Below are 17,582 nucleotides of genomic sequence, written 5' to 3' on the forward strand. Positions count from 1 at the left end.
TCGCGTTTCGTCATCTGCTATCCTATTCGCTAGTCCCTATTCGCCATTCGCCATTGTCCGAAGAACAACAATAACGGAGCTTGTCTCATGCGTATCCTCGTGGTCGGCGCCGGCGCCATCGGCGGCTATTTTGGTGGCAGGCTGTTGCAGGCCGGCCGCGACGTCACCTTCCTGGTCCGGCCGCGCCGCGCCGGCGAGCTCGCGAGCGCCGGCCTCGTCATCAAGAGCCCGAACGGCGATGTGACCTTGAAGAACCCGCCGACGGTTCAGGCCGACGCGATCAAGGACAAGTTCGACGTCGTGCTGCTCAGCTGCAAGGCGTTCGACCTCGACGATGCCATCAAGTCGTTCGCCCCGGCGGTGGGGCCCAACACCGCGATCATCCCGATGCTCAATGGCATGAAGCATCTCGACACGCTGGGTGCCAGGTTCGGCAAGGAGCGCGTGCTCGGCGGCCTCTGTGCCATCGCGGCGACGCTGAACGAAAAGCGCGAGGTGGTGCAGCTCCAGCCGATGCAGTCGATCACTTACGGCGAGCGCGACGGCGCGATGTCGGACCGGGTGAAGGCGATCGACGAGGCCTTCAGGAGCGGCATCAATGGCGCCAGCGCCAGCCAGAACATCATGCAGGACATGTGGGAGAAGTGGGTGTTCCTGTCTTCGCTCGCGGCAAGCACCAGCCTGATGCGGACGTCCGTCGGCAATATCCTCGCCGCGCCCGGCGGCCGGGATTTCCTCCTCGGCATGCTGGATGAGACCAGCTCGGTCGCTGCTGCAGCGGGCTACCCGCCGGGCGGGCCGTTCTTCGAGCGCGTCAAAGGCAATCTCACCACCGAGGGCTCGCCGCTGACGGCGTCGATGTTCCGCGACATCAAGGCGGGCCTGCCTGTCGAAGCCGATCACGTCATCGGCGACCTCATCGCGCGCGCCGACGCCGCCAAGGTGCCGGTGCCGAAGCTGCGCATCGCGTATACGCATCTGAAGGCGTATGAGAGGCAGCGGGCGGGGTAGGGCGTCATACACCGCCGTCGTCCCGGGGCTCGCGCTACGCGCGCCCCGGGACGACAGCTGAGTTTATGGCGACAGCTCCGCGCTACTGCAAATGCGCGAGATAGTGCGAGACGGCGGTGATCTCCTCGTCGCTCATGTGATAGGCGACGTCGGCCATCGCGGCGACGCCGCCGCCGACACGCTGGCCGGCTTTGTAGTCATGCAGCGCCTTGACGAGATATTCCTCGCGCTGGCCGGCGAGCCGCGCCACCGCCTTGGTGCCGGCATAGCTGTCCGTATGGCATGAAGCGCAGCGGCGGCCGGCGGCAACCTGCGCGCCCTTTTTCGACAAGTCGGGATCCCCGTCCTCGGCTCCCTTCGGCGGCGTCAGCGTGGCGAAGTAGGCACCGAAATTGCGGATGTCCTCGTTGGTGATCTCTTCGACGATCGGCTGCATCTGGTCGTTCTTGCGCGAGCCGGCGCGAAAGAACACGAGCTGCCATTGCAGGAATTGATCGGGCTGGCCGGCGAGCGAGGGGATGTTCTCGGTCTGCGAAATGCCGTTCTCACCGTGGCAGCCGGCGCAGGCGGCGGCCTTCTCCTTGATCGCGGCATTGTCGGCGGCCTCGGCTGGGATGAAGGCGATCAATGCGAGCGATAGCGCGCCGATTGCGGACCAAGAGAGCTGACGGCGCATGATTGGAGATCCGTTCTGTACTGCGTCATTCCAGGGCGCGTCACTTGGCGCGCGCCCGAATCCATAATCCGCGTTCGTGGTTATGGGTTCCGGACTTGCGCGCAAGTGGCGCGCAGTCCGGAACGACAGCGTGAGGCTTCAAAATGAAAGAGGCTGCGGCCGTTACCCGGTCGCAGCCTCTCCGTCAGGTCGCTACTTCTTGCTGTAGCTGATGCGATAGATCGCGCCGGCCCAATCGTCGGCAACGAGGATCGATCCGTCCTTGGCAAGGATGATGTCGTTGGGACGGCCGAGATAGCCCTGGTCGCCCTCGAGCCAGCCAGAAGCGAAGATCTCCTGCTTCGGGTTTTTGCCGTCGGGCCCGACGATCACGCGCACGATGCGCGCGCCCTGGTACTTGTGGCGATTCCAGGAGCCGTGCTCGGCGATCAGGATGTTGTTCTTGTAGTCGGCGGGGAATTGGTCGCCGGTGTAGAACTTCATGCCGAGCGGCGCGACATGGGCACCGAGATTCAGGACGGGCGGCGTGAACTCGGAGCATTTGTGGCCCATCGCGAACTTGTCGTCGGGAAGATTGCCCTGATGGCAATAGGGATAGCCGAAATGCTCGCCGATCCTGTTGATCATGTTCAGCTTGTCCGAGGGCAGATCATCGCTGATCCAGTCGCGGGCATTCTCGGTGAACCAGAGCTTGCCGGTGCGCGGGTCGACGTCGGCGCCGACCGAGTTGCGGACGCCGAGCGCCCAGATTTCGGCGTTGCCGGTCTTGGGATCGACGCGCCGGATCTGCGAGACGCTGGTCGGCGGAATGCCGATGTTGAAGGGCGGTCCGAACGGCAGGAAGAACCAGCCTTCCTTGTCGACCGCGATGTATTTCCAGCCATGCGCGGCATAGGAGGGCATGTCGTCATAGACGACCTTGCCTTCGCCGAGATTGTCGAGCTTGTTTTCGGCATCGTCGTAGCGGATCAGCTTGTCGACCGCGATGACATAAAGCGCGCCATCCTTGAAGGCGAGACCGGTGGGCATGTTCAGGCCCTTGAGGACGGTCTTGACCTCCTTCTTTCCGTTGTTGTCCTTGATGGCATAGACGTTGCCGAGACCGAACGAGCCGACGAACAACGTGCCCTTGTCACCCCAGGCCATCTGCCGCGCGGCCAGCACGCCCGAGGCGTAGACTTCGATCTTGAAGCCCGACGGCAGCTTGATCTTCTTGACGATGTTGGCGAGCTCGGCGTCGGAGGCGCCGGTCGGCGGGCCCGAGGGCGGCGCGAGTCCCTTCTGCGCCTCGGTCTCGTCGCCGAGGAACCAATCGTCCGGAGGATGGGTCCAGAATTCCTTGGTGCCGGATTCGTATTTCTTCAGCGGCTTGTTCTTGTCCTGTTGTTGCGCGTTGCCGGCACCGGTCCCCGCGAGAAGGGCCACGGCCGCAAGCGCCAACACGGATCGGTGGAACATCGATATCATCGCATCACTCCCCTAAGGCAGCCGTCAGGGCTGCGCGTTATTTTGTTTTGCTAGTCGAGAGGCGAAGTTTTGAGCCCGTCGGGACGACAGACGCAAAAAGGTTAGCACATCTGCCCATCGTGAGAAGCGCGCCGGATGCAGCGCGGCTGCGCTCATCAAAAATTGAGACGGAATGTGAATGAACGGATGAACGCTGCGACGACCGCGTTCCCGCTGCAACGCGGAATCAACCGCGCGCGCGCATCGTCGTCAGGCGCTCCGCCGGGGTGGACATACAAAGGCGCGAAAACAACCCCATGCACAGTAGAAACGACGCAAGTTGATCCGCACCCGGTGGCGCCGGACAGTCATTTGAAGCGTCGAGCAAAATAGCAATTGCGGCGCTTACGAGGCGACGGGGTAGGGTCCGTCGTCAAACAGCGTGTCGTGATAGCCTTTCGATCCGACCTCGCGTGCCAGCGTGCTGCGGACATCGCGACCATCGCGCAGGCTGCGCAGCACATGCGCGAAGTCGAATTCGGGTCGCCAGCCGAGCTCCCGCCGCGCGCGCTCGTTGACATAGACGCGGTCGATCGCGGGGAAGAGTCGCCAGCCGCGCGCTGCATAGAGCTGCGAACACTCCGGATAGAGCTCGCGCACGACAGCGGCGGCATCGCGCGCCAGCGATCCGAGATGACGTTGCTCGAACGGGCTCGTCGCCGAGACGATGTAGCGGGCGAAGCCAATGCCGGGCGCGCGCTCGACGGCCAGCAGATGCGCGCTCACCGCGTCCGCGATATCCAGCCGGCGATAGAGCAGCTCGTTGGCCTGCGCGTTCTCCAGCGCGTAGGCCGACCGCATCGCCGGATCGTCGTCGTCCTCCGGAAAGAAGCGCGAGGTCCGCAAGGTAACGACGGGCAGGGCGCGCTCGCGAAAGAACAACTCGCAGAGGTTCTCGGCCATCAGCTTGGTCGTGCCGTAGATGTTCTTCGGCACCGAGGGCAGCCCCTCGGTGACCCACACCGCCGCCTGTCCCGCCTCAGGCCGCAGCTGCGAGCCGAACGCGCTGGTGGTGCTAGTGAAGACAAAACTCTTCACGCCGGCCGCCGCTGCTGCCTCGAGCAGGTTCAGCGTGCCGGTGACATTGGTGTCGACGAAGTCCTGCTTGGAATGGGTCGCCACATGCGGCTTGTGCAGCGTCGCGGTGTGGATCACGGCGGAGATGCCGTCCATTTGCGCCTGGACGAAGCCGGGATCGACGATGGAGCCGACGGCATCGGTGAAGGGGGAGGGCTTCAGGTCGATCCCGCGCGCGGGGGCACCACGCCCGCGGAGGGTCCGGACAATGGCTTCACCGAGGTGGCCCGCGCTACCCGTAACCAGGATTGTCATGTGAGACCGAATGTACCAACCCGCAAACGACGGAAAACCACCGTCCGTTCCGAAGCGTTTAGCCGACGTTTGCCGCTAATTCATCGCCCGGATGGAACAAAAAGCAAACAATTGACCGCGAAGACTGTTAGGGGGAGTGTAGGTGCTCCCATGTCAATCTATATTGACCGGTTATCGAGATAGTGACGCAGATGAAGAGTCCCATCCTCGTTCTGACGACCGTAAATGCGGCGTACAGCAAAAAGCTGGACGCGCAGGAGCTTGCCCATTGTCTGCTGGATCCCTCTTTGGCGGAGGCGGCCTGCGGCCCTATGTCGTCGTTTTTTGGTGACGTTAGACCCGAATTGCAAATCGCATTCGCTGAGATGCACGGCATCAGCCACGATCAACTGGTGGCCGCAGCGAAGGCGTTTGCCGAATTTTCGGAACAATCTTTTCCACTCGCGGCGTAGCGTTGCGATCAAACTTCGAGCGCCAAGGTGCTGCGAAAATCGCTCTACGCTTAAGGGCTGCTCTGATGGCGCGCGCAGTCAAGTTCTGAGCGCCACCTCGCTTGGGGTGTGCGCAATCGGCAGTGAGCAGATGGGCGCATATCGAGCGCGCTATATCTAAACCGGCGATAGAGCAATTCGCTGGCCATCCGCTTTCTTGAGCGCGCGGTAGATCATATCGGAGATGGTTGCCAAAGGCATCACGACAACCGACAGAACCACTTTCCATTTCTAGCTTTGTCGTGCCATGCATTTTCTCCGACATCGCCGCAATCAGTGCAGCTACGGCAAATCGCTGATAAGAGGATGTCCCTGCAATAGTTTAATCTTTCGATACCCCGACGACATGAGGTCAATCCAATCCGGAAACGTACAAACATAGACCAATGATTTCGTATCGTTATCCAAGTCTATTTCTAAATGCGCGAGAGCTTCGTCGCACAAGGTCGGGCGCTCTTTGAAGGGTATTACCAACTTCTGATAGCGATCATGAATGAGTCTCAGGGCTTCCAGCGAGTCTTCACCACTGGACGCTGATAGCTCCTCAATCCGACTCAAGATCGAAGGGCTATGAGTATTCCAATCCCGAATAGAGATTAGTCCCGGTTCGGAAAAGATCATTAATGCTTCAACATCCTCGCTGGCAGAACGAAGCCACGACACCTTGCTGCGCCACCGCGGAAGGATATTGAGCCGGCCACGCGATTCTATGTGCGCTACCGCAACGCTCACTTTCGAATCTCTCTCGCTGATAAGGGGGGTTCCGCTAGGCCGAGCCATGGGTCAATTTGGGTATAACTCTAGCGCAACGACACAAGGGAAGTCTTGTGGATGTTCTCAATTTGTTCTATCAATGAGCTTGAGCGAAGGCGTCGGGGGCTGGCGAATATCCACATCTGGTGTATTGTAAGTAAAATCATCGCAATATCAGGGGCATTTGAACACCCTTAGCTTCTGATGATTGTCTGATTGGCGTTACCTCGGACAACGGCAGGTCCGCTGTTCGCAAGTTCCATCAGCTTCGACGCTCCCGCGTACCGTAGAGCAATTTGGGTAAAATTCTAGGAGAACAAAATGCCCATCATGGCTGCACAGGGCAGAAGCGACGCCCGCGGAACGGCGCGGCTTTTGGCAAGCATGGCGCTTGCCAGCATCGACAACCCATCCGCAGGCGAATCCCAAGAAGTCGCGCTGAATAATATGTATCGCCTGCTTCAGTCTTTCCGGAAAGACGCCTTTTTTGGACAAGAGATCTCGTCTGGCGAACAAGCTCAAACTGATCCAAATAGACTTACTTTGCGCCCTCCTATTGAGAGGAATGTGAGAGAAGTGCGGGAGGCTCTCGATCAAGCCACCCAGACTGCATTTGGGGGGCAACCGAGAGATCAAGCGATTGAGACCGTCGAAAACGTTTTACGCGCCATCGCATATCCAACAGTTGCGGAGCTTCCCGCCCCAGAGGTAAAAGCGCGTGTCGTTTCTTTTTTTCAAGCATTAGTTGAGCGTCTCTAATAGTGGGCTTGAATGACCCCTCTTGAGTTTCTGAAACAGCAATCAGGTAACGTCGAGAGGGCGCTCAGCGAGACGCTTCGTTATGACTACGGTCCCTCACCAACTCGCGAGTATTATCGCGAGTGCTGTGACCGACTGGAGCGCATCAAAGAAGCTATCAAGACAACTCGCGAAAGCGACCTGTACAAAATCCAAGCGCGGCTTGATGAGCTATCAGGCCTCTCTGTTTGGATATCCCTTATCGAGCGCTCCCGCCTTGGAGAGTTTTCGTGGCCTTTCGCGGAAGCGCTCCGCAAGATGGCCGAAACGCTTCTGGCCGATACGAACCTACTAGGCTCAAGTACCCCTCCCATTGTGCACATTGTGTCAGATGGCGAAGGTTATCTAATTCATTACGAAGGAACCTCACCTAGTAGCAAGAATAAGTTCGCATTCATTGCCTTTCCAAAGCCGTTAAAACATCACGTACTCCTGCATTCTCTCTTCGGTCACGAGTTAGGGCACACAGCCCTTCATACTGTCGGCGCTGGCACGATCCTACAAAAAAAGGTCATGTCCGCGCTGCAGTCACACGGTCCTCTTTCTAATGCTGCGGCGATGACGGCTTGGCTTCATGATAACAACGCGCCACAGGAAATCAAAATTGAGCTTCGCCAATACGAGGCTTTGAATCCCGGCGTAACTTACAGAATGAACGACTTCTACCTGCTTTCGTGGATCGATGAATTTATATGCGATCTGTTCGGATTGATCTTATTTGGGCCTGGATTCGCTGCGGCACATAAGTTCTATTTGAGCCCCACGCATCCTAATCCATATGAGTTCGCGCCCGCGACAGACCCCACGCATCCACCTTATGCGATGCGAGACAGGTTGATCGTTAAAGCAATCCAACTCCTTGGTTGGGATAAGCCGGTTACTTCTCAATCTCCCGTAAGACAGGCCGAGCAGGAATTACTAAACTACATACATCACGACTCTTTTGCCGCTTGGTGCACTCTTCTATCGGATGCCCAGCTGCAAACCGCGATTGATGGAATTCAGGAAGTGTTCGCAAGGTACGGTCAGCTTGGTTATGTTGCACCAACTGACAACAGCCTCACTAAACTAGTTCTTCAATTGCAAAAGCGGCTTCCGCCCATTATCGCGGAACTTGGTCCACTTGGTGAGCCGATACTCAGTGATACCAGCATTTCCCACACGCTATACGCCGGCTGGATTTACTCGCTTGGCCACAAACATCTTACAACCGAGCCGCTGTCGTTTCTGCAAGCCAACATGCTTTGCGATCAAGCGCTGCTCCAACAGCGAGCTATTGCAATCGCCATCCTGAAGAAAATGAAATGACTGTACTTGGCAGAGGCGAATTACTCAGACGATTGCGTGATCAATCGCTCGTTGTTTCCCCTATTCTTTCTAAACGTCAGATCGGGGCTGCCAGCATAGATTTGAGGATGGGAAACGTTGTTCTGATGGTTCGATCGCGCGGATCATCTCACGTAGATCCGGCGGAATCCAAACGATCCCGTTCCTCATCTGAAAGAGACCAACTGTATCGCCAGCAGAAGCATGAGCGATACGAGATACCCTTCGATACAAGGTTTCTACTTCACCCTGGATCGCTAGCACTCGTTCCAACACTCGAATGGATTAAGTTGCCTAGCAACATCATGGGCAATGTGACCGCGAGATCGACGTGGGCTCGGGAAGGCTTGAGTATCGCCACCGCCGTACTTATCGAGCCCAACTACGAAGGTATCGCAACGCTGGAGCTTGCTAATCTTGGCGACATCCCAATTGCGCTATATCCAGGATTGAGAATCGCTCAAATTGCATTTTCATTGGTCGACGGCGACACGACGAGGCCGGACGAGAATAAGAGCCAGTTCACCTTGTCCTTCGAACCGACCCAAGGTGATATTTCGAAGCACGACGGCCCTTTTATTCCCGACACCTAATGCTCGCTATTCACAACACTTTCGCACCTAAACTAGTCGCTGGTGCGCGTATTCAGCGGCTGAGATACTTGCCCTGCGTATTCGGGTATCGTTAGAGGCCGCCCGGGATTCAGTCGCATAATACGCGGCAAGATGGAGGCGGCGACCGCTTCGGCAAGCTTTTGCAGAATTGCCTCCCTGAGGTGTCCGTCGCCTGCCGGTGACGGAGAATTGCCATTGCAAACCCGAACAGCCGCCAGCGGCGCGGAAAACCGCGTCCCGATCCGGTTTGGCTGGATGCTTTGGGAGAAAATTGGAGCGGGCGAAGGGGCTCGAACCCTCGACCCCGACCTTGGCAAGGTCGTGCTCTACCACTGAGCTACACCCGCATCCTGTGTCGGTCGCGTGACGCGCCGGCAACGGCTGTCGTATGCCAAAAGCGGGAGGGGAATGCAACAGCTACCGGCGGCATCAATTCGCATTTGAGGCCCCCATATGGAGCCCGAAGCTGGCCAAATCGGGCGGAAATGTCCCGGAACCGGCGAATCGCGCGGCCTGGATTGAAATTCGGCCCATTCGGCCCAATTTAGGAGCCGACCACAAGCATATGACGCGGCGGCGTGCTAAAGAGCCGCCATTCCAGACATGACGAGGGAATCCCGTGACGATCATCGACCAGGGTAACGGAGCGGCGGGCCCGGCTGCGGCCGACCTGATCAAGGACACCACCACCCAGACCTTCGTGAAGGATGTCATCGAGGAATCGAAGCGCCAGCCCGTGCTGATCGATTTCTGGGCGGAATGGTGCGGCCCCTGCAAGCAGCTCACCCCCGTCCTGGAGAAGGCGGTGAAGGCGGCCAAGGGCAAGGTCAAGCTGGTCAAGATGAACATCGACCACCATCCGGCGATCCCGGGCCAGATGGGCATCCAGTCGATCCCGGCCGTGATCGCCTTCGTCAACGGCCAGCCGGCCGACGGCTTCATGGGCGCGGTGCCGGAGAGCCAGGTCAACGCCTTCATCGAGCGGCTGACCAAGGGCGTCACCGCGCCGGGCGAGGTCAACGTCGCCGAGATCGTGCAGGAGGCCGACGCGGTGCTCGCCGAGGGCGACGCGGCGGCGGCCGCGCAGATCTATGCCGAGGCGCTGCAGCATGATTCGACCAACATCGCGGCGCTTGCGGGCCTCGCGAAGTGCTACGCCGTCTCCGGCGCGATGGAGCAGGCCAAGCAGACGCTGGCCATGGTGCCGGAATCCAAGCGCAACGACCCGGCCGTGAAGGCCGTGCAGACCGCGATCGATCTCGCCGAGCAGGCGAAATCGCTCGGGCCGGTCGCCGAGCTGGAACAGAAAGTCGCCGCAAATCCGCTCGATCATCAGGCCCGTTTCGACCTTGCCACCGCGCTCAACGCCCAAGGCAACCGCGCGGCGGCGACCGAGCAGCTGCTCGAGATCGTCAAGCGCGACCGCAAATGGAACGACGACGGCGCCCGCAAGCAGCTGGTGCAGTTCTTCGAGGCCTGGGGCGGCACGGATGATGCAACCGTCGAAGGCCGCAAACGTTTGTCGACGATCCTGTTTTCGTAACGGCCTTTTTTGAGCATGATCTGTTCGGAAAACCGCTCCACACTTTTCCGGATCATGCGCTAGCAACGCCAGTGGGACCGGGCAGATGCCGATCAACATCGAATATCGCGGGCCCGCCGACCTCCCGGAGATCATCCCGGTCTTTCCGCTGCCGGGCGCGCTGCTGCTGCCCCGCGGCCAGATGCCGCTCAACATCTTCGAGCCGCGCTACCTCGCGATGGTCGACGATTCCTTCCGCGACGGGCATCGCCTGATCGGCATGATCCAGCCCGACGTTGCGCATTCGCGGAAGGATTCCGACAAGCCGGCGCTGTTCCGCGTCGGGTGCGTCGGCCGCATCACCCAGCTCGCCGAATCCGGCGACGGCCGCTACATCCTCGAGCTCACCGGCGTTTCGCGCTTCAAGGTGGTCGAGGAGCTCGAGGTGCTCACCCCCTATCGGCAGTGCAAGGTGGACTTCTTCGCATTCGTCGACGACTTCACCGCGCGCATGGGCGAGGAGGAGGTCGACCGCGAGGCGCTGCTGGCGGTGCTGGCGGACTTCCTGAAGGCCAACAATCTCAAGGTCGACTGGGAAGGCGTCGAGAGCGCGCCCAACGAGGCGCTGGTCAACGCGCTGGCGATGATGTCGCCCTACGGCCCCGCGGAGAAGCAGGCGATGCTGGAGGCGCCCGACCTGAAGACCCGCGCCGAGATCCTGATCGCCGTCACCGAGATGGACCTCGCCAAGAAGCGCACCAGCGGCGATCCGCCGCTGCAGTGAAGGTCCCGCGCGACCTAAAGCGCGAAGCGATCAGGATGAATCCTCATCGCGCTTTGGGTTTTTGTTTGAGCATGATCTTTTCGGAAAACCGCTACGCACTTTGCGCTGACGCGGCCCTTCGGGTCCGGATCATGCTCTAAGCGGCAAACTCGCCCGCCTCGGCCTTTCGGTCCACCAGCCGCGCGATCGTCGAGGCCCGCATCGGCGGGCTGAGATAGAAGCCCTGTGCCTCGACGCAGCCCTCTTGGCGCAGGATGTCCAGTTGCTCGGCGGTTTCGACGCCTTCGGCGGTGGACGTCTTGCCGAGGCTCGTGGCGAATTGGACCACGGCCCGCGCGATCCGATGAGGCTCCTCCATCGGACTGGACAGCTCGCTGACGAAGCTGCGATCGATCTTGATCTTGTCGAACGGAAACTTCTGCAGAAAGCTGAGCGACGAATAGCCGGTGCCGAAATCGTCGAGGGCAATCCGCACCCCGAGCTCGCGCAGCTGGCTGAGTGCTGCGAATACGGTCCCGCTGTCGTGCATGATGACGGTTTCGGTGACCTCGAGCTCGAGCCGGTCTGACGCAATCCCCGAAGCCGCCAATGCGCCCACGATCGTCGACACGAGCTCCCTGCTCCTGAATTGCGCTGGAGACAGGTTGACCGCGATCTTCAGGTCGGAACGCCATTTTGCCGCTTCGGCGCAGGCGGTTCTCAAGACCCATTCCCCCAGCGGCAGGATCAAGCCGGTTTCCTCTGCGACGGGAATGAATTCGCCTGGCGAGACCAGACCGCGCTCGGGGTGATGCCAACGCAGCAACGCCTCGAAACCACAGGTCTCGCCGCTGTTCAAATTGACGAACGGCTGGTAGTGGAGCTCGAATTCGCTTCTCGCAAGCGCCTTCCGCAGATCCCGCTCCAGGTTGCGGCGCGCACGCAGGAGCTGGTCCAGCTCCGGCTCGAAGAAGCGAAATGCGCCACGTCCGGCGCTCTTCGCCGAGTAGAGGGCCAGATCCGCGCTCCTGAGGATCGTGTCGGAATCGGCGCCGTCCTGGGGTGCAAGGGCGATGCCGATGCTGGTGCCCACGATGACCTGATGATCGCCGAGATCGAACGGCGCGCTGAGCGCGGCATGAATCGCCTCGGCGAGAGAGGCCGCGTCCGCGGCTGGATTGGTCACGTAATCGACGATTGCGAATTCGTCGCCGCCCAATCGGGCGACGAACGTCGTCTCCCTGACGCAATCCAGCAGGCGCGCGGCGACCGAACGCAGCAGCAGGTCACCCGCCGGATGTCCGAGCGTGTCGTTGACCTCCTTGAAGCGGTCGAGATCGAGCAAGAGAACCGCCAAATGGAGGTTTCCGCCACGCGTATCGGCAAGAGCGGGCTCCAGACGCGCCTTGAGCAGCACGCGGTTCGGCAGCTCCGTCAGCGCATCATGTTGCGCCATGTAGGTGATCTTGGCTTCGGACCGGCGTTGCTCGGTGACATCCAGGTGCGTGGCCACCCAGCCGCCGCCGGCCATCGGCTGCCGCGTCACGCAGATCAGCCGGCCATCGGCGAACGCGTCGATGCGGCTCGACACGGCATGGATCGGCAGTGCATCGAGCTTGGCGATCTGCCGTTCGGCGGCGAAATCGCTGGCCTCGCCTTCGAGTATGCCGCTGGTGACGCGATGTCTGATGATATCGCGGTGCGGAGTTCCCGCGCGCAGCAATTCCGACGGCAGCCGGTACAGCCGGGCGTAACGCTCGTTGCAGATGACGAGCCGCTTCTCGGCGTCGAACATGCAAAGGCCCTCGACCATGTGGTTGATGGCCGTGTCCAGCCTCAGCTTCTGTTCCTTGAGGTCGTTCTGCGACCCTTCGAGCTGCTGCCGTGCGATGGAAAGCTGGCTGATGATCTCCTCGAACCTGGCGGTTCTGGTCGCCAGACGACGATCGGCAAGCACGCCGATCAGGCTCATCCCCAGCACGGACAATGCGACACCGGCGATGGCGAGCGCGAGGAAGGCCGGAGAAAGCGAAAGCGTATCGGTCGCGCGCGCCGGATCCGGTGTGATCTGCACGGCGCCCATGGCCGTGAAGTGATGCGAGACGATGGCGAGCGTCAGCAGGACGGCCGCGGCGAGCGTGCCCCGATAACCCTGGCGGGTGAGCGCGACCGCCAGCGCAGCGTAGCCGAGGCACATGCCCAGAACGATGGAGAGGAGGACGAGGTCGACGGACCAGGAGACTCGGCCCGGCACTTCAAGAGCCCACATCCCGATATAGTGCATGCTGGCAATGCCGCCGCCGATGATGATGCCGCCAGCCGCCGCGCGCCAGCGGCCGGACGTGACGACCGCGACGCCGAAGCCGACCGAGGTCAGCAGCATTGCCGCTGCGAGAGAGGACGCGGTCAACACGATGCCGTAGCCCGTCGTGACGCCGGGCTCGTAGGCGAGCATCGCGACGAAATGCGTGGCCCAGATGCCGTATCCGATGGCCGCGCCGGCAATGGCGATCCAGATCCACCGGGTTCTCGCGCGCGTCGCGATCGCGCGGTGAAAGATGCTGACCGCGACGATGCTGGCAACGAAGCAGACCAGGGCAGCGAGTACGACGAGCCGCCAATCGTGCTCGGTCGTAAGGCAGGAGAAAACGCGGAACATCCAGTCTCGCCTCATCGTCGATATTGTCGATGCTGGACGGGCTAATCGCCATTCGCGTTAATTTTGTGCCGCGCCTGATTGCACGCTTAGCGGCATGCTAACGTCGTCCGTAAAATTTGATCTGTCGGGCTAACGCGCTTCGCGCTTGTCGCGCTGGGAAACAGCTATGCGCGTTTCCGGCTCATGCTCTAAAGGTGGCCGCGGATGCGCTTGCGTCCGGTGATCATTGCGCGGATCAGGTTCTCGCGCTGCAGGATTCCCATCAGCACCACGCCAACGACGTGGAGCACGACCAGAACGATGACGGCATCCGATGAATAATGGTGAGCGTCTTCGACCCACCACACGCCGAAGAACGTGACGGTCACCGACATCGCTCCCGTGATGGTCGAAACGGCGAGCGAGGCCAGCAGCGCGACCAGCATCAGCGTGCCGGCGGGATTGAGCCCGATGTAGCGGCCGGTGATGCCGCGGCGCAGATTCCAGAGATAGCGGGGCGAGGCGCGCAGCCGGACGCCGACCATGCGGAAGCGCGAATAGCGGCTTCCCCAGACGCCCCAGGCCAGGCGAAACGCGAGAAGCCCCAGCACCGTATAGCCGACCACGCGGTGAAGGCCGTCATAGACGGTCGGCGTGAACCAGGCGGCCAGAACGCCGACTGCGAGAGCCCAGTGCCAGAGGCGCAGCGGCAGGTCCCAGACAGCGATCGTCCGCGGCGCGGTTCGCTCGGCGGGGGTCCGGTCGGACACCCCGCGAGCTTCTGGCATCGCTTCTTCAATCAAGCAAAGACCATCCTCGAGCCCTGCTTTGCGCAGAACGCGTCGCGCAGCCGACCTATTAGCAACCTACTTGGCGATCGTGTGCTTCAGGCTGAGATCTTCGGGGCTGTAGAACAGCTCGTAGAGCTTGCCTTCCTTGACGCCGTAGACCTCGTAGCAGGAGCCTTCGACCTTGGAGCGCCGCACCTCATAGCCCAGTGCCTTGGCCTTGGCTTCGGCTTCGCTGGCGGGCTTCCACGACGCCTTGTCGAGCTTGGTGCAATTCTTGAAACCGTCGGCCATCGCCGTCGATCCCGCGCCAATCCCGATCGTCAGTGCAATGGCAACAACTCGAATGACCTTCACGAACTTCTCCTCTCTGTCGTGGGCGCTGCGCGGAGCCGCGGAGCACACCGAAGGAAGCAAAGAGGGGGGTGAAGTCAACAATGAGGGGCTTGGTCCGCTTTAGATAAGTTCTATTGTTGAATTTAGATCAGTTCTAAGATGAACGAAAACGTGAGCGCTCTCTGCGGAGAATGGGGATTTTGCGTCACCGCCGCGGCCTTACGCCTCATCCGTGGAAGCGCAGCTAGTACCCGGCAACCGACATCACGACGACCGCACTGAGCGCCATCCACCCGAAATGCCGGCCGCGCGTCGCCCAGGCGTTGGCGAGGGCGGAAAGGCCGAGCACACAGGCCATGGTGGCGACGATCCAGTGGCGAGCCGGCTCCGATTGCATCCACGGCACCGCAATCAGCAGCATGCCACCGCCGATCCAGGCTACGGTCGAGGTCTGCCACACCAGCCGGATCAGGGTGCGGAGCCGCTCCGGCTCGATGCGCACGCGGGCGAAGACCTTGGCCTCGCCGAGGTAGCCGTGGATGAGGGCCGAGGCGATGGTCACGACGCCGGCGCACTGGAGCAGCAGATCACGCATCAACGCCTCCATACACTGATGTATGGATCGATAGCGCCTGGCCAGTCGCCTGTCAATACACTAGTGTATGGCACGATTCCGGGAAGTGACATGAACCAACAGCTCTCCGCCGACGACTGGACCAGCCAGGGCCTCAAGGCACTGGCCAGAAGCGGCTTCACGGCGCTGAAGGCCGATCCGCTCGCCAAGGCCATGGGGGTGTCGCGCGGCAGCTTCTATTGGCATTTCGCCGATCTGGCCGCGTTTCACGCCGCGGTGCTGAAGCGCTGGCGCGAGATCGCGGCCGAGCAGATCATCGCCGACGTCGAAGCGGCCAGCGACGAGCCGCTCAGGATGCTGCTGCGGAGATCCTTCGGCGCGCGGCTCGACCTCGAGCGCGCCGTGCGCAATTGGGCGGCGTTCGATGCGAGCGCGCAAGGGGCGGTGCGCGCAATCGACCGCCGCAGGCTCGACTACATCGAAGAGCTGCTGCAAAAGCGTGGGCAGGCCCCGGCAACGGCGGTGGCCCGCGCGCAGATCCTGTACTGGACATTTCTCGGTTTCGCCCTGTCGGGCCCGTCAATCACGGCCGCGCGGCTGCAGGCCATGCTCGACGAGCTCCTGGCGATGGTCTGCGCCTAAAGCATGATCCGGAAAAGTGCGAAGCGGTTTTCCGGAAAGATCATGCGTAAACAACAACCTGAGGCCGTGATGGCGGGTGCGAATTTCTATGGTAAAGGCAGGCGAGTGCCGGAGACTCCCATGAACGCGCCCACCGAACGTCCCGAACCCAGCGTCGATCCAAAACTGCTGGAGATCCTGGTCTGCCCGCTGACCAAGGGCCCGCTGGAATTCGATTCCGCAAAGCAGGAGCTGATCTCGCGCAGCGCCAAGCTCGCTTATCCGATCCGGGACGGCATCCCGATCATGCTGCCGGAAGAGGCGCGCAAGATCGATTGAGTGGATGGCCGTATCGCACGACGGCCATGCAACACTCTCGCTGTCGTCCCGGGGCGCGAAGCGAGCCCGGGACCCATAACCACAGGGAGAGGTTCTGACGCGAGCTGGTAACTCCGGGTCTTCGCCAAACTACATCCCGTGGCTATGGATCGCGGCTCGCGCTACGCGCGCCCCGGGATGACAGGAGAGGTTGCGGCTACAACGCCTCGCCCTTCAACAGCCGCGGCACCTCGCCGGTGAGGCCGGCGGCCTGGCGGATGAAGAGGTTCTTCAGCGGCGGGGCGCGGTCGACGAGGCCGAGGCCGATGTCGCGCACCGTGCGCAACAGCGTCGACTGGTTGGAGAACAGGAAATTCAGCGAGTTGGTGGCGACGCCCATCGCCATCGTGTCGAAGCGGCGCCAGCGCTGGTAGCGTTCGAGTACGTCCGCCCCGCCGATATCCATGCCGAGCCGCGCGGCATCGACCACCACTTCGGCCAGCGCGGCGACGTCCTTCAGGCCCATGTTGAGGCCCTGACCCGCGATCGGATGGATGACATGGGCGGCATCGCCGACCAGCGCAAGGCGCTCGGCGATGAAGGACCGCGCGACGAAATAAGACAGCGGAAAGGCCCGCGGCTTGTCGAGCACCTTGACCTCGCCGAGATGCAGGCCGAAGCGCTGCTCGAGCTCCGCATGGAATTCCTCGTCGCTGAGGGCGATGATGCGCGCGGCCTCCGTGCGGCGCTCGGTCCACACCAGCGAGGAGCGTTTGCCGGTGAGCGGCAGGATCGCGAAGGGACCGGCCGGCAGAAAGTGTTCTTCGGCGCGGCCCTCATGATCGCGCTCATGGCCGACGGTGACGACGATGCCGGATTGGTCGTACTCCCAGCCATGGGTGGCGATGCCGGCGCGCTCGCGCAATTTCGAGCGCGCACCATCGGCGGCGACCAAGAGGCTCGCCGCGATCACGCTGCCGTCGCCGAGCGTCACGTCGATGCCGTCGGAGCGCGCATCGTAAGACGCGACCGGGGTGGCGCTGAGATCGATGCCTTCGGCCTCCGCACGCACCACCAGCGCATCGATCAGCCGACGGTTCTCGACCATATGCGCGAAGGGCTCGCCCGGCGCGACGTCGCCGGCAAAGTTCAGGAACACCGGACGGGTGGCGTCCTCCAGCTTGGAATCGGTGACGACCATGTCGAGGATCGGCTGGGCCTCGCCCCGCACGTCGTCCCAGGCCCCGATCGTCTCGAACAGGCGGCGGCAGGCGGCGACGATCGCAGTGGCGCGTGGGTCGCGGCTCGGCCGCGTGCCGAGCGCGGGATCGGCGACGACGACGGGGATCTCGGGCCCCAGCCCCTGGCGCAGCGCCAAGGCCAGCGCGAGGCCGGCAAACGCGCCGCCACCAATGACAATGCTACCCTGTACCGACATACCAAGCTTCCCGGTCAATTCTCGGTCTTGCTAGCAGACTTGAGCTGGGCGAAACAGTGCGGTGAAACGAGGGCAGC

General features: G+C 61.5%; 18 protein-coding genes and 1 tRNA gene. 9 read left to right on the forward strand and 10 right to left on the reverse strand.

Features of this window, described 5'->3' with window-relative positions; all coding sequences use genetic code 11:
- The first annotated feature begins 87 nt into the window (after window positions 1-87).
- Entirely contained in the window at window positions 88-1,011 is a 924-nt protein-coding gene (panE, locus tag ACNJYA_RS00615; protein ID WP_439401834.1) for a 2-dehydropantoate 2-reductase, read from the forward strand.
- A gap of 82 nt (window positions 1,012-1,093) precedes the next feature.
- On the opposite strand, the gene ACNJYA_RS00620 is transcribed toward panE, so the two are convergent.
- The 3 genes from ACNJYA_RS00620 to ACNJYA_RS00630 all read right to left on the reverse strand — a co-directional run bounded on the left by ACNJYA_RS00620 (window position 1,094) and on the right by ACNJYA_RS00630 (window position 4,525).
- On the reverse strand, window positions 1,094-1,687 hold the full coding sequence (locus tag ACNJYA_RS00620) for a c-type cytochrome (RefSeq protein ID WP_439401835.1): 594 nt from the start codon (window positions 1,685-1,687) through the stop codon (window positions 1,094-1,096).
- A gap of 192 nt (window positions 1,688-1,879) precedes the next feature.
- On the reverse strand, window positions 1,880-3,154 hold the full coding sequence (locus ACNJYA_RS00625) for a PQQ-dependent sugar dehydrogenase (protein WP_172787854.1): 1,275 nt from the start codon (window positions 3,152-3,154) through the stop codon (window positions 1,880-1,882).
- Between the two features lie 384 nt (window positions 3,155-3,538).
- The gene (locus ACNJYA_RS00630) at window positions 3,539-4,525 is read right to left on the reverse strand and encodes an NAD-dependent epimerase/dehydratase family protein (protein WP_439401836.1); all 987 of its coding nucleotides are present in this window, start codon (window positions 4,523-4,525) and stop codon (window positions 3,539-3,541) included.
- 191 nt (window positions 4,526-4,716) lie between these two features.
- Here ACNJYA_RS00630 and ACNJYA_RS00635 point away from each other — a divergent pair, with 191 nt between their 5' ends.
- Window positions 4,717-4,977 carry a hypothetical protein gene (locus ACNJYA_RS00635; RefSeq protein ID WP_439401837.1) on the forward strand — a complete coding sequence of 87 codons (261 nt, stop codon included), beginning with the start codon at window positions 4,717-4,719 and terminating at the stop codon, window positions 4,975-4,977.
- A 321-nt stretch (window positions 4,978-5,298) separates the two neighbouring features.
- On the opposite strand, the gene ACNJYA_RS00640 is transcribed toward ACNJYA_RS00635, so the two are convergent.
- The gene (locus ACNJYA_RS00640) at window positions 5,299-5,748 is read right to left on the reverse strand and encodes a hypothetical protein (protein ID WP_439401838.1); all 450 of its coding nucleotides are present in this window, start codon (window positions 5,746-5,748) and stop codon (window positions 5,299-5,301) included.
- 342 nt (window positions 5,749-6,090) lie between these two features.
- Here ACNJYA_RS00640 and ACNJYA_RS00645 point away from each other — a divergent pair, with 342 nt between their 5' ends.
- From ACNJYA_RS00645 to dcd, 3 genes are read left to right on the forward strand one after another with little or no spacing between them, the layout of a single operon-like run.
- The gene (locus ACNJYA_RS00645; RefSeq protein ID WP_439401839.1) at window positions 6,091-6,528 is read left to right on the forward strand and encodes a hypothetical protein; all 438 of its coding nucleotides are present in this window, start codon (window positions 6,091-6,093) and stop codon (window positions 6,526-6,528) included.
- A gap of 12 nt (window positions 6,529-6,540) precedes the next feature.
- Window positions 6,541-7,875: a hypothetical protein gene (locus tag ACNJYA_RS00650; protein WP_439401840.1), complete on the forward strand. Its 1,335-nt coding sequence runs from the start codon at window positions 6,541-6,543 to the stop codon at window positions 7,873-7,875.
- Entirely contained in the window at window positions 7,872-8,486 is a 615-nt protein-coding gene (gene dcd / locus ACNJYA_RS00655; protein WP_439401841.1) for a dCTP deaminase, read from the forward strand. The genes ACNJYA_RS00650 and dcd overlap by 4 nt, the downstream gene beginning before the upstream one ends.
- 293 nt (window positions 8,487-8,779) lie before the next feature.
- Here the strand turns inward: dcd and ACNJYA_RS00660 are convergent.
- A tRNA-Gly gene (locus tag ACNJYA_RS00660) sits at window positions 8,780-8,854 on the reverse strand.
- A gap of 272 nt (window positions 8,855-9,126) precedes the next feature.
- Here ACNJYA_RS00660 and trxA point away from each other — a divergent pair.
- On the forward strand, window positions 9,127-10,050 hold the full coding sequence (gene trxA / locus ACNJYA_RS00665) for a thioredoxin (RefSeq protein WP_172787852.1): 924 nt from the start codon (window positions 9,127-9,129) through the stop codon (window positions 10,048-10,050).
- A gap of 85 nt (window positions 10,051-10,135) precedes the next feature.
- Window positions 10,136-10,813 (forward strand): LON peptidase substrate-binding domain-containing protein, encoded by a 678-nt coding sequence (locus ACNJYA_RS00670; protein ID WP_172787851.1) that lies wholly within the window; start codon window positions 10,136-10,138, stop codon window positions 10,811-10,813.
- 136 nt (window positions 10,814-10,949) lie between these two features.
- Here ACNJYA_RS00670 and ACNJYA_RS00675 read toward each other — a convergent pair whose 3' ends face one another.
- The 4 genes from ACNJYA_RS00675 to ACNJYA_RS00690 all read right to left on the reverse strand — a co-directional run bounded on the left by ACNJYA_RS00675 (window position 10,950) and on the right by ACNJYA_RS00690 (window position 15,149).
- Window positions 10,950-13,451 carry an EAL domain-containing protein gene (locus ACNJYA_RS00675; RefSeq protein WP_439401842.1) on the reverse strand — a complete coding sequence of 834 codons (2,502 nt, stop codon included), beginning with the start codon at window positions 13,449-13,451 and terminating at the stop codon, window positions 10,950-10,952.
- Between the two features lie 188 nt (window positions 13,452-13,639).
- Window positions 13,640-14,233 (reverse strand): cytochrome b/b6 domain-containing protein, encoded by a 594-nt coding sequence (locus tag ACNJYA_RS00680; protein WP_212257867.1) that lies wholly within the window; start codon window positions 14,231-14,233, stop codon window positions 13,640-13,642.
- Window positions 14,234-14,296: 63 nt separating this feature from the next.
- Complete coding sequence (locus ACNJYA_RS00685; RefSeq protein WP_025033089.1) at window positions 14,297-14,575, reverse strand: PepSY domain-containing protein; 279 nt, start codon at window positions 14,573-14,575, stop codon at window positions 14,297-14,299.
- Window positions 14,576-14,798: 223 nt separating this feature from the next.
- Complete coding sequence (locus tag ACNJYA_RS00690; RefSeq protein WP_172787848.1) at window positions 14,799-15,149, reverse strand: hypothetical protein; 351 nt, start codon at window positions 15,147-15,149, stop codon at window positions 14,799-14,801.
- 90 nt (window positions 15,150-15,239) lie between these two features.
- Between ACNJYA_RS00690 and ACNJYA_RS00695 the strand changes: the two genes are divergently transcribed.
- Window positions 15,240-15,770: a TetR/AcrR family transcriptional regulator gene (locus tag ACNJYA_RS00695; protein WP_212257866.1), complete on the forward strand. Its 531-nt coding sequence runs from the start codon at window positions 15,240-15,242 to the stop codon at window positions 15,768-15,770.
- 120 nt (window positions 15,771-15,890) lie between these two features.
- A complete protein-coding gene (locus ACNJYA_RS00700; protein WP_027535355.1) occupies window positions 15,891-16,088 on the forward strand; it encodes a Trm112 family protein in 198 nt (65 codons plus the stop codon).
- Between the two features lie 196 nt (window positions 16,089-16,284).
- Here ACNJYA_RS00700 and ACNJYA_RS00705 read toward each other — a convergent pair whose 3' ends face one another.
- The gene (locus ACNJYA_RS00705; RefSeq protein ID WP_439401843.1) at window positions 16,285-17,505 is read right to left on the reverse strand and encodes a ubiquinone biosynthesis hydroxylase; all 1,221 of its coding nucleotides are present in this window, start codon (window positions 17,503-17,505) and stop codon (window positions 16,285-16,287) included.
- Window positions 17,506-17,582: the final 77 nt, after the last annotated feature.

The organism is Bradyrhizobium sp. BLXBL-01 (genome assembly GCF_051853025.1).
Classification (GTDB): Bacteria; Pseudomonadota; Alphaproteobacteria; order Rhizobiales; family Xanthobacteraceae; genus Bradyrhizobium.